Genomic DNA, 14853 nt, shown 5'->3' on the forward strand with positions numbered 1-14853 from the left:
CTAAAGTGCAGTTTTACATTGAACTAGTTAAAAACTAGAACGTTTGACTTTCCTTTACATGCTCTGCTAGGCGCACGTCATCGCTCGTTTTTGGGGTTGCGTCGTGAAATTTTCGCTCGCTCTGCTGGCATCATCCGCTCTGGTTCTCGTTTCAAATGACGCTCTTGCGCAGTCGAGCAGGACACGCACCATCGAGCTGGAGGAAATCGCCGTTCAAGCCCCGGGCGGGGAGCAAGGGCGCGCGATCACGGCGAACGGTTATGTCGCCACCTCCGGCCGCAGCGCCACCAAGACCGACACCCCGTTGCTCGAGACGCCGCAGTCGGTCTCGACCGTCACGCAGGAGCAACTCGAGGATCGCAAACCTCAGACGCTTCTCGACGCGGTGGCCTATACGCCCGGAATTCGCACGGGCGGCTACGGCTTCGATCCGCGTTACGATGCGTTCTCGATCCGCGGCGTCGATGTCACCTACACCGGGGTGTTCCGCGACGGATTGCGGCAGGTCAACAGCCCCAACGGCCTGTTCCGGCTCGAACCTTATGGATTGGAAGCAATCACTATTCTCAGGGGGCCGGCGGCTTCCATCTATGGCGCGAGCAGCACTGGCGGTATCGTCGACCTAATCTCCAAACGGCCGACGAAAATCCCGTTCAGGGAAGTCGAAGTGCAGACCGGGTCTTTCGGGCGCATTCAAGGCAATTTCGATTTGTCCGGCCCGGTGACGGCGGACAATACCTTGCTGTTCCGACTGACGGGTCTCGTGCGCGAAGCTGGGACCGAGATCAAGGCCGTCAAGGACGACCGGATATTCATCGCTCCGGCCTTCACATGGCAGCCTACCGATGCGACCCGCCTGACGGTCCTCGGCGAGTACATGGATTCGACGACAGGTGGCACCGCCGCGTACGTGAACGATTACGGTCCTTACGTCGACCGCCAGGGCAACATCACCTTTAAGTCGACCGGCGCTACCAAAGTGTTCGCAGGCGACAAGCGCTACAACGACTTCCGGCAGAAGCAAGGGCGGATCGGCTACGAATTCGAACATCGCTTCAACGAGATGTTCACGCTGCGCCAGAACGCGCGGTTCTCTGCGCTCGGCACCAACCAGGAATATGTCTCTGTGGGGGATGCCGGCCTCGTCCGGGAGAACAACTGGGGCCTCGTCACCGACACAAACCTCGAAACCCGACTGCGTACGGGGACAGTCGACCACACCATCCTCACCGGACTGGACGTGAGCCGTCTGAGCTATCGCTCGAAGGAAGGTTTTGGCGGCGTTCCGATCGGGATTGATCCGTCCCTCCTCTATTCGTCGCGCCAGACGCAGACGTTGACGGGAGTCTACATTCAGGACCAGCTCAAGTGGCAGAACTGGCGCCTGACGCTTGGCGGCCGCCACGATTGGCTCACCAGCAGCTTCAAGAGCGGCGGAGCACAGTACGATCGGAACGACAAGAGGTTCACGGGTCGCGCTGCCTTGGGCTATGTCACCGATTTCGGGCTGGCGCCTTATGTGAGCTACGGCACCTCCTTCACGCCGAACCCTGGCACAGTTCTCACTGGCGGCGTCGCTGAACCGACAACCGGCGAGCAGATCGAACTCGGGGTCAAATATGACCTGCCGGGCACCAACGCATCGCTCCGCGCCGCTATCTTTGATTTGCGTCAGGACAACGCGGTGGTCTATGAGGTCGTCGATGGCTTGAACCGGCAGGTGCAGCTCGACCTGCGGTCGCAGGGCTTCGAGATCGAGGGCGTCGCATCGCTGAACGATGGCCTCAACGTCCAGGCATCCTACTCCTACAACGACGCGCGCATCTTGAAACTGACGCCGGAGACGGAAGGCAACCGGCTGACGAGCGTGCCTTACCACATGGCCTCGTTCTGGCTCGACTACACCGTTCAGGAAGGACCAGCAAAAGGGCTCGGCCTCGCTGGCGGCATGCGCTATGTCGGCTCCAGCCTCGGCGACAATCTCAACCGCGCCATCCTCGACAATGAGCCGCGCACCTACCTCGATGCGGCGCTCCGCTACGACCTTGAGAACCTCAATCCCCGCTTGAAGGGCATGCGCGTTCAGGTGAACGCAACGAACCTGCTCGACGAAGTCAGCCAGGTTTGCACGTCCGGGTATTGCTACTTCGACGAAGGCCGAAAGGTCATCGCCAGCCTGCGGTACCGCTGGTGACAAGAACAATCGCGAAAGCCCCGGTCACGCAGGGCTCCGGTTATCCCACCATGGTGGTCTTGGCCATAGGTGGGTTGTATGTGGGCCAAAGCATTATCAGCGGAGTGACATTCGGCGCCCTCCCGAGCGTGCTGCGCGACCAGGGTCTTCCACTCGACCAGATCGGCCTCACCTATCTGGCGGTTCTGCCATGGGTGCTGAAGTTTCTATGGGCGCCGGCACTGGAACGTTACCGCCTGCCGCGCACGGGCGCGAGCCGATCCCGCTCAATCGTCCTCGTCGGAGGGCTCATTTCGGCGATCGGCCTCGTCGCTGCGGGGCTGATCGGCCCGACGCACTTCGTGCCGCTCATGGCGGTGCTCATGGTGATTGCCTTCGCGACTGCCACCGTCGACATCGCCTGCGACGGTCATGCGGTGGAGAGCCTGTCAGAGCGCCATCATGGCTGGGGAAATGCCGCCCAGGTCGGGGGCGCCTATCTCGGCGCGGCGATCGGCTCGGGACTATTCCTCCTGCTCGTCGCAGGCACCGACTGGACCTACGCCATGATAGTCATGGCAATCCTGCTGGTGCTGCTGGGGCTACCCTTCGTCCTGTCGCCTGTGCGGATTCCGGCCGGCGCGCGCACACATCAACCTTCGCTCCGCAGCGCGCTTGGCCGCGCAGATATGCGCAAGGGCCTCGCGCTCGCGGCCATCTACGCGGTCACCCAAAAGTGGGCCATGAGCATGCTCGGACCCTTCCTGGTCGATTCGGGTCTGGACCTCGCGTCGCTCGGCATCGTCAACGGGATCGGCGGCATGATTGTCGGCTTTGCCTTTGCGCTTCTCGGCGGCGCACTCGTGCGCCTTTGGGGCGCGCGGTCGGTCATGCTCCTTGCACTTGTGCTGCAAGCCGCCGCCCTGTCCGGCCTTGCGGCTGCGGCATGGGCGGGCGAGGCACCCCGACTGCTCCTGCTGGGCCTGGCGCTTGCAAGCTCCTCCGGCATCATGGCGCTCGGCTTCGTCGCGTTATACGCGCAGTTCATGGCGCTTTCGGACCCTCGTCAGGCCGGGATCGATTTCACGCTCCTGCAATGCATGGACGCACTTGTCAGCATGGCAGGCGGAATCGGCTCGGGTTGGCTCTCGCAGCATTTCGGGTACGGCGCCTGCTTCGGGGTTGCCGCCGCTCTCGCCATGGCCGCTGTTCCTGCCGTCATCCGGCTCACGCGCGCGGATCGAACAAGCGGGAAGATCGAAGGCGAGTTCGTTCGGCAGGCGGGAGCCTCGTCACCATGATATCCTCGCTCGCACCCTGCTTCACCGGCGCCTTCCTCTGGTACAAGGACGGCCTTGCGCTTGCGAGCGAACACGGCTCTTCAATTCGAGGATCCGACCTGCTCGACGGCCGCGTGACGAGCGAATTGATGAGCCGCTACGCGGCGACTTATCCTGGCGGCGATCGCCGAGCACTCGTCTCCATGTGGACGCAGTGGCATTTCGGTGCCCTTGTCATCCCCACGACCGCGGCCGCAACGCTGCTTGATCGCAACCTGCCGGTTGAACTGGATCGCGTCGGTATCGCGCTCCATCATGATGGACGCACGGCTTCGATTGTTCTGCCCGATGGTGGCGAGGCCTGCCGCCTCTCCGTCGCGGATCGATTCGCGCGCCTCTTCGACGGCCATATCGATCCCCTGATTGAGCACTTTGCGCATCATTTTGGCATGTCCAAACGCCTCCTTTGGACCAACGCCGCAACGGTTTTCGAGTGGACTCTCCAGCAAGCTGCGGCGTTCGACAATGCCAGCCCGGTGGCTCTCGCCGAGGGTCGCGCTCTGTTGGAAAGCCAGTTCCAGGGATGCGGCAGACGCAATCCGATGCAAGGCGCGGTGCAATGGCATCAACGCGATGAGCAGGCGGTGCGACGGCGAAAGGTTTGCTGCCTGCGCTACCTGCTGCCGGGGATGGAGGATTGCGGCGATCTCTGCCCGCTCCCGCAAGAAGCACTCCAGCGGACAAAGAAACATGAGGTTTGTAAATGAAAGATGCTCTGAACAAATTATGGTTCGTTGCAGTGATTGGCGCGACCATCACAGCCGCCCTTCCGACGTCCGCGCAGGAAACCCGCATCCGGCTTGAGCTCAACAAGCTCGAGGCCGCAGGCGAAAACTGTCGCGCCTATTTCCTCATCGACAATCGGGGAGCGGAAAGCTGGCGTTCCCTGAAGCTTGATCTGTTTGCGCTCGACACCGATGGCGTCGCAGCGAAGCGCCTCGCTGTTGAGGTCGGACCAATCTCCGAGAAGAAGACGCATATCAAAGTGTTCGATTTCGCGGGGCTCGCATGTCCCCGCTTCGGGCGCATCCTGCTCAACGAAGTGATGGCATGCGAGAGCGGTACCAATTCTCGCGAGGAGTGCCTGGCGATGATCGAAACGGCTTCCAAGGTCGCCGCCGTTCCGCTCGAAAAGTGAGGCAAAGCCATGAATGAGTTTGCAACCACTCCGCATGATCTGTCCTTTGTCGGTTTGTTTCTTCAGGCCGATCCGGTCGTCAAAGGCGTCATGATCCTGCTCGTTCTCGCATCCCTCGGCTGCTGGACGATCATTATCGACAAGCTCCTGCGCCTCGCGCTTGTGCGCCGGCAGGCGCGTGCATTCGAAAAGGCGGCACGGGCGGGCGAACGGCTTCTGCCGGGAATGCAGAGACTTGCGGGAACCCAAGAACTTGGTGGCCGGATTGTCGTTGCCGGCCAAGAAGCATGGCGTGATCAGGACCCTTCCGAGAGCCGGGCGGAGCGGCGCGAGCGCATCGAGCGCGCCATGCGCGCTGCTTTGGCTTTCGACCTGCGTGGACTTCAGTCGGGTCTGGCTTTCCTCGCGACGACGGCATCGGCCGCGCCCTTCATCGGGCTGTTCGGCACCGTATGGGGAATCATGAATTCCTTCTCAGCGATCGCCAAGAGCCAGGACACGAGCCTGTCGGTCGTGGCGCCCGGCATCGCCGAGGCCCTGTTCGCCACTGCGATCGGCCTCGTGGCCGCGATACCGGCGGTGATCGCGTACAACAAGCTGACGGCCGATCTCGGTCGCGTGCAGCAATCATTTGCAGCCGGCATCACCGCCCTCGGTGACCGCCTGGCGCGCGACCGCAAGCCCCATCTCAGAGCGGAGGCCGCCGAGTAATGGGCGTGGGACCAATCCGCTCTGGCGAGCCTGACGACGAGTTCGGCGGCGCGCCTCTGTCCGAGATCAACGTCACGCCCATGGTGGACGTCATGCTGGTGCTGCTCATCATATTCATGGTGGCGGCCCCGCTCATGATGGTCGGCGTACCGGTGCAGTTGCCGAAGACCGCGGCGGCAAAAATCGCGCAACCGAAACAGCCAGTGGTCATCAGCATTGACGAGAGCGGCGAGCCTTACCTCGGCAAGGAGCACCTAGCCCAAAACACGATCCTGCCGCGTCTCAAGGAGCTCGCCGTCCAGGATCCGACCCAGATCGTGCTCGTGCGCGGCGATCGCAGCGTTCCGTATGGCCGTGTCATCGAGATCATGGGCCAGGTCAGCGCGGCAGGCTTCAGCAAGGTCTCGCTGATCGCGCAGGCGCCGGGTGGAAATTCGGCGCCGTGAGGTCCAGCGTCATGCCGAAGGAGGCTTCGAGCGAAATGGTGGGCGCGCAACGGGGCCTGACTGCCGCGTTTCTGGTTGCGCTAACCCTCCATGCCGGGGCGTTGGCGGCCCTGGCATTCTGGCCTGCGAGGGAGGTCGAAAGCCCACCGGGCGAGCAGGAGATCACGATTGATCTCGCGCCTGCCATGGAGTTCGCCGATTCCCAAAGCCCAGCTGAAGCGTCGATGCCCGAAGTCGTTTCCGAAGCGCCGGAAGTCCGGCCGCCTGATCCAGTCATTGCCGAGACTTTGCCGCCCGAGCAAATTCAGGAGATGAACTCGGTCCAGCTCGAAGAAGCGATCGAATCTGTTTCCGTGGCCGAGATTCCGCCCACCGAGGCATCGCCTATCGCCGAAGCGGACGTCGCTCTCGCCCAGCCGCCTCCCGAGGAGCTTGTCGTCGCAAAGCCGCTGGAGGAAGAGCATCCCCCCGCGAAGCTGCCCGTGCAGAAGAAGGCCGAACGCAAAGCATCTGTCCCGCGCAGAGCAGCGGAACAGAGAGCCGCCCCTTCGGTTCCACGGGACGGGCAGAGATCATCCTCGGCCGAGAACACGGGCGGCGCTGCAGCCGCGGCCGATCCCAACGTGCTCAACCGCTATGCGGCGCAGTTGGCCTCTGCTCTAAGGCAGCGTCTTCGCTACCCGGAATCGGCCCGCCTGCAAGGGATCTCCGGCGTTGCAACCATTCGCTTCACCATGCAGCGCTCCGGCCGCATCACCGGCGCCTCACTGGTGCGCGGCACGGGTCATGCGGTCTTGGATCAGGCCGCGTTGGCGACGGCCGCTCCCGGAACCAGCCTGCCGCCAGCGCCAAACACCATTCCGCAACAGCAATTCACTTTCTCGGTTCCGCTTCGCTTCAACCTCCGATGAGGGCAGCGTACTTGTCACCACGTTCGGGCTCGCGGTTGGCTGGGTCTTTCAAAAGCTCGAGAACTTCCAGTTCAGACCGGCGCGAACAATGCTGCCATTCGTCTCGCGCGCGGCGGTCGCACCGAGGAACTCGTCATCCGAATCGGTAGACGTGCCGGCGAGGACGTAGTTGGTTTTGCCGAGATCGTAGTAGAGGTATTCGGCCCTCGCCGTCACGTTCTGGGTGATCGCGTATTCGACGCCGCCGCCAAGGACCCAGCCGGCGCGGGCATCGTTCTTGCCTCCCGTCCAGAGGCCGTCGAAAGAGCCGTCGTCGTCAAAGCCGACGGAATGGATGCTGGAATGGTCCCTCGTCCGCCCATAGGCAAGGCCGCCGGTCGCGTACAACAGGGCGCGATCGAAGGCGAAACCCGCCCGGGCGCGGACGGTGCCGAGCCAGTCAATGCTTGATCGGGCGGAGGTCGTGACGGTCGCGGTGCCGAAGGCGTCGCTCAACGTCGTTGCCTGCGAGTCGCGCTGACCAGCGTCGAGATATTGTAGGTCCGCCTCGAGGCCAAGGACCAACTGGCCCATCTGATAATTGTAGCCAATTTGGCCGCCACCGATGAAGCCGTCACTGTCACGGCCCAGACTCGGCGGCACGAGGCCGAGCGCGTCAAACTCGGCAAAATCGGCCGGGTCGGAGAGAGCATAGTCGTAGCGCGTCCGGCTCTCACTCCAGACATAGCCGGCATTGACGCCGACATAGAAGCCCGTCCAGGTGAATGCGGGCGCGACCGACGCAGGGGCGACATAGGTGCGATTTGGAAGATCGGCCGCGAGACCCGCGGCAGTCCAGGACAGGCCGGCGATAGTCGTCAGCGCAAGCAGCGTCTTCATGTTTAACCCCCAATCATCGTCAAAAAAACCGAGTCGTTGAAGTTTATATTCGACGTTGGTGAATAAATTCAATTTCTAAAGCAACGTCGATTGAACTATAGGCTGGCCGTCGACACCGCGATCTCATTCAACGAAAGCCCCGGCATGCTAGGCGACGATGGCACGTGGGCTGCTTCCAGCATGATGGCACGAGGCGGTTAGCCGTCCTGTCCCAGAAGGTCTCATGCGAGGCTATGGCGAATCGGTTGCGGGGCTTCCCGGAATCGCCCGCCGGAACACGTCGTCTGGCTGCTGGGTCAATCGGGACTAGCCACCGCCGCTAGCGAGGTTCGCCGGCAGCCCGTCGACCGGCAAATCCAGGCCTTGGTGGAGGCTGCCCAAGCTGTATTCACGGATGCGCTTATTGACCGGATCACTGACGAGGGCGCTCTCTCCCACGAGAGTTAGCGCAGGGGTTGGCGTTCTGGCGCCGGAGGCGCAGTCGAAGGCCGGGACCGCATCGAATTGCACCACCTGCTTCCACTCCGGAGCGCTGTCATAAACCCTCAGCCTGCCGTCGGCTGTAAGATTGACGACACGCTTTCCATGGGACGCCGCCTCAAACTGGCACACAGCCTGTCCGCCAGGCACTTGGAACACGTCCGCGCTCGTCAGCTCCGCAGCCTTTGGATCGATGCGGATCAGAGCATCGTACGGGCCGTTATTGGCGTAGTTGGCGATGAGATACTGGCCTTCCTTGCGAGCCTTGATCGTGGAAACCCGGCGATCGTCGGGATAACTACCCGGCGAGCCTTCCATCGACCCCCCGCAGCCCCACGACGTCAAGAGCGGGTAGTTCACATCTGATGAGGGCTCGACAGCCTCTCACCGCCGCGCCGTCCTGGACCAACTCTGTGGTTGGCCAGGTCTCTATGACGCCGCTAGTGCGTCACCGAAGCGTACTCGTCTCAGAGGATGAAATCTCCCGGTGAAACGGCCTGCATGTAACCCCGCAAAGTCACCTGGAAGTCTGCAGCCAAGTCACCGTTGACGTCGGCTTGCACTATGGTGTTGCCGGCCGAGTCCTGCTCAAACCGAAGTTGCCCAGCATCGCTGAAGCCCGCGTTCCGAATGAAAACGAAAGCTTGGTTGCCCGCGACCGTCGCATCTGCATCAATGCCGTGCAGGTCGAGGATATCGACGGTCGAAAAATCGGTAATCAGATCAGTCGCGATGCCAGCCGGACTTTCATAGGCTCGTCTAAAGACAAACACATCCGCACCAGTCCCACCCGACATCACATCCTGGCCTTGCCCACCGTCGAGAGTGTCCCTTCCAGGCCCACCCCGCATACTGTCGTTCCCGAGTCCCGCGAACAGACGGTCGTCGCCAGATCCACCGGCGACGGTGTCATCGCCTGAACCGCCGGAGAGCCGGTTATCACCACGGTTGCCGAGCAGGACGTTCCCGAGGCTATTGCCTCTCCCGGCAACGTCGCCGGTTCCGCCGAACTGCAATTTCTCCACGCCGGCGAGGTCGGATCGGGAGAGATTGACGCTGACCGTTGCGTTGATTCGATCGATTCCCGCCGCGGCGTCGATGCTCGATTCGATCACGCGATCGCCAACGTCATCGACAACATAGACATCGCTGCCCAAGCCCCCTCTCATCCGATCGGGTCCGAGGCCACCGATCATCGCATCGTTGCCTGAACCGCCGACAAGTGCGTCGACCCCAGCTTCACCGTAGAGCCGGTCATTGCCGTCCCTGCCCTCCAGGCGGTCGCTGCCGACGCCGCCAAAAATCCTGTCGGCTTGAGCACCGCCGAGAAGCAAGTCGTTGACGATCATGTCGCCGATTTTGTTGTAGAGCGGCACGTCTCGGGCGGTGATCCCCCGGGGCAGGTTTCCCGCAATGTCGATGCCGACGGTGTGCAGCGCCGATCCGATGACCGTGTTGCTGTTCACGTCGGCCCCAGGAAAGAAACCAGCGATATCCAAACTGTAGTTTAAGTCCGCCAGGTTGATATTCCGAGCGTGCTGAACCATCAGATTCCAGACCGCCTCCGGATCTCGTCCGCCAAGGTTAAGCACCCTGTGGTGACGCTGCACGAGTGTCTCATCACCGCGTGCATCGTCCGAAAGGGCTAAGGGAATGTCCGCCCGCGCGGTCAACGCGCCCCCATCGCTCGGGTTGCCGCGAATGACTCTCTCGTCGATGACGTTCCCGGCCGCATCCGTCGTTCGCTTGACGAGATAGAGATGCTCGAATGGAAACTGAATACCAAATTCTGTGACGTTCTTCGATTCGATCGCAATTATCGTTGGCATTGTCGATCCTCGCGGGGAGGCTCTGCTGCTTTGCTCCCTGATGCTGTAAAGAACCACCGATAAGTTCGCGAAGTTCCCGTTAACCGCCGGCACATTGTGCATTCTGGCTAAGATTGGCGTTTCAGTCCGTACACGGCAGTATGCGCGCAGAGATTGTTACTTCTCCACCGCGTTTCTGTGTCTTGGCTTTATCGACGATTACCAGGACATCGAAGATGGGTTCGGACATAATCGCTTTGGCGGGAGCGTTGCCGGCCTATTCTGCGACGTTGCTGATGTGAGCCGCTAACGTCGAACGCGAAAACCTCGCTTTACCGGACTGGCGAGCTTCTTCGGGATGGATGATTGAAATGCTGTTCAAGAAGACAGTCCTCGATCGGATCAAGGCTCGCGATGTGACGCTCGCGTTCCGGCGCTGGACCAGGCCACGGTCCGAGCTGGTGGGGTGTTGCGCACAGCGATCGGTGTCCTCGCCATTGATAGCGTTGTGGCCATCGAGCCAGAGGATATTTCAGGCGAGGAAGCTCGGCGAGCGGGATACGTTTCGCGCGGGGTCCCGCTTGCCGATCTTCGAAACGGAGACGGCAGGTTCTACCGGATCGAATTTCATCCGGCGGGACCGGACCCGCGTGAAATTCTCCGCCAAGACGATCACCTCGGCGTTGAAGAACTGAGCGAGTTGCGGGACCGGCTCGCCGCTCTCGACCAGAAAAGCCGTGCAGGCCCGTGGACGGTGAAGGCGCTCCGAATGTTGCCGAGCAAGACGGGCGAACCGCTGGCGAGATTGCCGACGATCTCGGGATTGAAAAGCCAGCGCTGAAACGCAAGATCGGGCAGCTCAAGGAACTGGGGCTGACCGAAAGCCTGCAAAGTGGCTATCGGCTCTCGAAGCGTGGCCGAATGATCCATAGTCAATTGTCGCGAGAACCCTGAATGAAGGGATTGCCCGCCACGCAGCGATAAAGATGGTGAGTTCCGCCGACGCCCCCTTGCCCGCGCAGTTCGCACCTAGTCCTGGCGCATCACGCCAGCATGGTTGAGCGCATCATACGCGAGGAGCGCGATCAGGCGTTGAGGAGACGGTCTGGGGAAAGGTGACGCTCCTCTATTCCTCTGTTGCGCAGTTCAAGAGGAAGCATACCCGACACGATCAAGTTGCGCGCTGCCTTGCTGAGGGCAGGAGCCATCATGATGCCGAAGCCGCCCTGCCCCGCCAGCCAGAAGAAATTCTCCGCCTGACGATCGAACCCCACAACCGGGACCTCGTCATCGACGAAGGAGCGCAAACCGGCCCAGCTATGAGCGATGCGTCGGATCGAGAGCGTCGTTCGACTTTCCAGCCAATCGACCAGAACGGCAACGTCCCATTCTTCGGGCTGTGCGTCGTGGGGGGCCGCCGGTGTCTGATCACCCGGTGACGCCATGATCTTGCCGGCATCAGGTTTGAAATAGGCTTCGCCGTCGATGAATTCGACGGCCGGCATTGTGCCGAGTTCCAGTCCCGCTGGCGAATCGATGAGGATCGCGGTGCGCCGCTTTGGAACTAGGTTCAGGCGGACGGCTCCGGCCATCGCGCCGATCTCGTCAGCCCAGGCTCCGGCGGCGTTAACGATGATCCGGCCCGAAATGGTCACATCGGCTGCTGTCAGAACCCACAATCCGCCGCGTCGCTCCAAGCGCTCGACGCGGCTGCCGCAGGTAATCGTCCCACCCCGCTGCCTCAGGCCGCGAAGGTAGCCCTGATGGAGGGCTGCAACGTCCATATCCATCACGCCGCCCTCGAGGGCGGCTGCCCCCACCTGCTCAGGACGCAGCACCGGGGCGAGCGACAACGCCTGCGCCGCCGGGATGAGCTCGATTGCGTTGCCAGGCGAAGACAGGGCAAGGACCGCCTCCAGCCGGTCCTCGTCGCCGGGCCCGGCAACCGTCAGCGACCCCCTCGGCGTCAGCAGAGGATATTCGGCGAAACCGGGGGGCGGGTTCATGAAAAAATCGTGGCTCGCCGCGTTGATGCGCTGGACAATCGGCACCCCGTAGTTGCGGGTGTAGAGCGCCGCAGAACGGCCAGTGCTGTGATAGCCTGGAACATTCTCCGCCTCGATCAGCGCCACTGAGCCGCTCGCCGCCAGTTCAAAAGCCGCTGATGCGCCAGAGACTCCCGCACCAATCACCAGATAATCAAACTGCATCGTGGACCACTCTTGAGCCGAAGCGACGACCGCGCTCCCGCAGGGCTCTGATTTCCGATTTCGCTGCGCTCGACGCTCCCTCGCGAAGTCGAACGTCTTCGCGTGCCAAGCTTGCAGCAAGCAGCGCGACTCAAGACATCATCCTTCCCGTTTTTGCAAGAAAAATAAAATAGATTGACCGAATGATAGAAATATTGCTTGCTGACTTTCGGTTTAGGAAAGGGTGCGCGTGGAAAAAACGGTTCGCCAACGGCTGACGGATTGCACGACGGCGGGATCCAAGGCCGACCGGGCACTCGCGAGCTACATGCTGGCGAAACTGAGCAGCATTCCGTTCGAGACCGCAGCCACCCTTGCGGCGAAAGTCGAAGTGAGCGAGCCGACCGTCGGGCGTTTCTGCCGAACCATCGGATATCAGAGTTTCAAGGACCTGAAGGAACAGCTCCGGCAGGATATCGGTGATCGGCCGTGGCTGATCAGTGATCGTCTGCGTGAATTTCAGCAGCGCACGTTGGCGGGAGAAGATCAGCTTGCTCGGAGTCTGCAGCTCGAAATGGCCGGGCTCGTCGCCGTTTACGAACTGGCGCGCACCGATGAGTGGAAGAGAACCGTCAAGCGGCTCGTGACCGCCAAATCAGTCTATGTGGCAGGGTTTCAGACCGAGCGCGGCATGGCGCAGTTCTTCGCCAATCAATTGCAATATCTCCGCGACCGCGTCCATCTCATGGACCTTGCGGGCGGTAACTTCTCCGAGCTTCTGCTGGCCGACAACAACGAAGTCTGCCTCGTGCTCTTCGAGGCGCGGCGCTACTCGCGAATGGCGCGGCTACTGGCCAAGGAAGCCCATGACAGTGGCATTCCGACGACGCTCATCACGGACGCGTTCTGCGATTGGGGTCGCGATTTGGTGGATGACATGCTGGTCGTACCGACCGAGTTCAATCTCTTTTGGGACTCGACCGCACAGATGGCGAGCCTGACCAACCTGCTGATGAACGGCGTCTTCATCGAGATCGGCCCAAGCGTCGAAGAGCGGATGAACAAGGTCTCGACGCTCTACAGCCGATTTACCGGATACGTTGCCGACTCGTCGGGGCCAGAAGTCTGAAAACGCAAAAAACGATCCGATCCAGAGAAAACAAAAGGGAACTGTCGACCATGAGAACTCTCATCAAAGCCGCTCTACTATCCGGATCAGCACTCCTCAGTATGGGTCTCATAACACTGCCTGGCGCTGCTCTTGCCCAGGACGCCGTGTTCGTCCTCACCGCACGCGACGTCGGAGCGCCAAGCTACGACCCGATCAAGGGAACCCGACTCAACGACGCGATCTCGCTGATCTTCGATCGACTCGTGGTTCAGGACACCGACCAGAGTTACCACGGACTTCTCGCCACCTCGTGGGAGTCCACGCCGGACGGCATGCAGTGGACATTCAAGTTGCGCCCTGGGGTCAAGTTCCACAACGGCGAGCCCTTCAACGCCAAAACCATCGCGTGGTGGATTCCAAAATTCAAGGGCACTGAAAACTCCTTCATGGTCGATTCGATCGAGAAGGTGGAGGTGGTGGATGATCTGACGGTGCGGTTCGTCATGAAGACGCCGGACCCGAACATGCTCTTCAATCTCGCCAGCACGTTCATGAGTGTGCCTGAGCCGAAGGCCTACGATAGGCTCGGGGACAAATTCGGCGTGACGGAAGCCGTCGGAACCGGCCCTTTCAAACTCGAGAAGTTTACCGTCGGCCAGCAGACGATGCTCGTTCGCAACGATGATTATAAATGGGCGTCCGATCTGTCGACAAACAAGGGTCCGGCCAAGATCAAGAATCTCGAGATCCGCGAAATCGCCGAGGATTCCACTGCCTTCCTCGAATTGCAGACCGGCGGCGTCGATCTTCTCCTCAAGGTCCCGACCGACTTCCTGCCACGCCTCAAGGGACAGAAATCCGTCAAGGTCGTGACGCTCCCGGGAACTGAAATCATCTACATGCCGATCAACACCTCGGTGGAGCCTTTCACCGACGTCAATGTTCGGCAGGCCGCCGCCTTGGCCGTCAACCAGAAAGAAATCACCACCAATCTTTTCGGAGGTGTCGGCTCGCCCGCGAACACCTTCCTGATCAGCTCCTTGCTGGAATCGAAGGTCGATCCCAAGTTCAACATCGCTTATGATCCGGAAAAGGCGAAGGCGCTGCTCGACAAGGCCGGTTGGACGATGGGCTCCGGCGGCATTCGCGCAAAGGACGGAAAACCGCTGCAGGTGAAGCTCTGGACGCAGAACGGCACCGAATTCAAGCGCGTCACCGAGGTCGTCCAGGCTCAACTGAAGGCGATCGGCATGCAGGCCGACATCACGGTCTTCGATGCCAGCACCATCAATGCTCAATACCGCAAGAAAACCGAGCACCAGCTCGCCGTTCGCACCTATTCGTGGGCGAATGCCGACATCATCGACTGGTTCTTCAGCGCGAAACGCCTCGGCTATCCGAACATCTCGATGCTGAACGACCCCAAGGCAGAGGAACTGAACAACATCGCGATGACCAAGTCGCGCACATGGGATGAGCGTGTGGCCAATTTCAAGGCCTATCATGAATACGTGCTGTCGCAGTTTCCATTCGCGCCGATCTACCAGCCGGTCGCAAACCTTGCCTACAACGACGAGAAGCTCACCTTTCCGGAGAAAGTTCGCGGCCGTTTCCAAAGCCATGTGGTCGTCGACATCGACGTGAAGAAGTAAGCCTCCTTAGCCGCA

The 14853-nt window shown here is 61.1% G+C and carries 14 protein-coding genes; 10 read left to right on the forward strand and 4 right to left on the reverse strand.

The features are described 5' to 3' along the window. Window positions 1-103: 103 nt before the first annotated feature. The 7 genes from FEZ63_RS18550 to FEZ63_RS18580 are packed head-to-tail and all read left to right on the forward strand — an operon-like array spanning window position 104 to window position 6719. A complete protein-coding gene (locus FEZ63_RS18550) occupies window positions 104-2194 on the forward strand; it encodes a TonB-dependent siderophore receptor (RefSeq protein WP_244622879.1) in 2091 nt (696 codons plus the stop codon). Next, a complete protein-coding gene (locus FEZ63_RS18555) occupies window positions 2191-3474 on the forward strand; it encodes an MFS transporter (protein WP_244622880.1) in 1284 nt (427 codons plus the stop codon). The genes FEZ63_RS18550 and FEZ63_RS18555 overlap by 4 nt, the downstream gene beginning before the upstream one ends. Continuing rightward, a complete protein-coding gene (gene fhuF / locus FEZ63_RS18560; RefSeq protein ID WP_150947241.1) occupies window positions 3471-4220 on the forward strand; it encodes a siderophore-iron reductase FhuF in 750 nt (249 codons plus the stop codon). The genes FEZ63_RS18555 and fhuF overlap by 4 nt, the downstream gene beginning before the upstream one ends. Then, the gene (locus FEZ63_RS18565; protein ID WP_150947244.1) at window positions 4217-4651 is read left to right on the forward strand and encodes a Tat pathway signal protein; all 435 of its coding nucleotides are present in this window, start codon (window positions 4217-4219) and stop codon (window positions 4649-4651) included. Before fhuF ends, FEZ63_RS18565 begins: the two co-directional genes overlap by 4 nt. A gap of 9 nt (window positions 4652-4660) precedes the next feature. Beyond that, the gene (locus FEZ63_RS18570; protein WP_150947246.1) at window positions 4661-5362 is read left to right on the forward strand and encodes a MotA/TolQ/ExbB proton channel family protein; all 702 of its coding nucleotides are present in this window, start codon (window positions 4661-4663) and stop codon (window positions 5360-5362) included. Next, window positions 5362-5808 carry an ExbD/TolR family protein gene (locus tag FEZ63_RS18575; protein ID WP_150947248.1) on the forward strand — a complete coding sequence of 149 codons (447 nt, stop codon included), beginning with the start codon at window positions 5362-5364 and terminating at the stop codon, window positions 5806-5808. The genes FEZ63_RS18570 and FEZ63_RS18575 overlap by 1 nt, the downstream gene beginning before the upstream one ends. Continuing rightward, entirely contained in the window at window positions 5805-6719 is a 915-nt protein-coding gene (locus FEZ63_RS18580) for a TonB family protein (RefSeq protein WP_150947250.1), read from the forward strand. Before FEZ63_RS18575 ends, FEZ63_RS18580 begins: the two co-directional genes overlap by 4 nt. 48 nt (window positions 6720-6767) lie before the next feature. On the opposite strand, the gene FEZ63_RS18585 is transcribed toward FEZ63_RS18580, so the two are convergent. From FEZ63_RS18585 to FEZ63_RS18595, 3 genes are all read right to left on the reverse strand, one after another. After that, complete coding sequence (locus tag FEZ63_RS18585; RefSeq protein WP_150947252.1) at window positions 6768-7598, reverse strand: outer membrane protein; 831 nt, start codon at window positions 7596-7598, stop codon at window positions 6768-6770. 306 nt (window positions 7599-7904) lie between these two features. Continuing rightward, window positions 7905-8396, reverse strand: coding sequence for a hypothetical protein (locus FEZ63_RS18590; protein WP_150947254.1), 492 nt, complete (start codon window positions 8394-8396; stop codon window positions 7905-7907). Window positions 8397-8545: 149 nt separating this feature from the next. After that, window positions 8546-10009, reverse strand: coding sequence for a calcium-binding protein (locus tag FEZ63_RS18595; RefSeq protein ID WP_150947256.1), 1464 nt, complete (start codon window positions 10007-10009; stop codon window positions 8546-8548). 343 nt (window positions 10010-10352) lie between these two features. Here FEZ63_RS18595 and FEZ63_RS18600 point away from each other — a divergent pair, with 343 nt between their 5' ends. After that, complete coding sequence (locus FEZ63_RS18600; RefSeq protein WP_150947258.1) at window positions 10353-10727, forward strand: YeaH/YhbH family protein; 375 nt, start codon at window positions 10353-10355, stop codon at window positions 10725-10727. A 244-nt stretch (window positions 10728-10971) separates the two neighbouring features. Here FEZ63_RS18600 and FEZ63_RS18605 read toward each other — a convergent pair whose 3' ends face one another. Continuing rightward, complete coding sequence (locus tag FEZ63_RS18605; protein WP_150947260.1) at window positions 10972-12096, reverse strand: NAD(P)/FAD-dependent oxidoreductase; 1125 nt, start codon at window positions 12094-12096, stop codon at window positions 10972-10974. Between the two features lie 229 nt (window positions 12097-12325). Between FEZ63_RS18605 and FEZ63_RS18610 the strand changes: the two genes are divergently transcribed. Together FEZ63_RS18610 and FEZ63_RS18615 are read left to right on the forward strand one after the other, a co-directional pair. Next, entirely contained in the window at window positions 12326-13204 is an 879-nt protein-coding gene (locus FEZ63_RS18610; protein WP_150947262.1) for a MurR/RpiR family transcriptional regulator, read from the forward strand. Between the two features lie 50 nt (window positions 13205-13254). Then, window positions 13255-14838, forward strand: a complete 1584-nt coding sequence (locus FEZ63_RS18615) for an ABC transporter substrate-binding protein (protein ID WP_150947264.1) — start codon at window positions 13255-13257, stop codon at window positions 14836-14838. The last annotated feature ends 15 nt before the right edge of the window (window positions 14839-14853 follow it).

This window comes from Microvirga brassicacearum, from assembly GCF_008757455.1.
In the GTDB taxonomy this organism is placed as follows: domain Bacteria; phylum Pseudomonadota; class Alphaproteobacteria; order Rhizobiales; family Beijerinckiaceae; genus Microvirga; species Microvirga brassicacearum.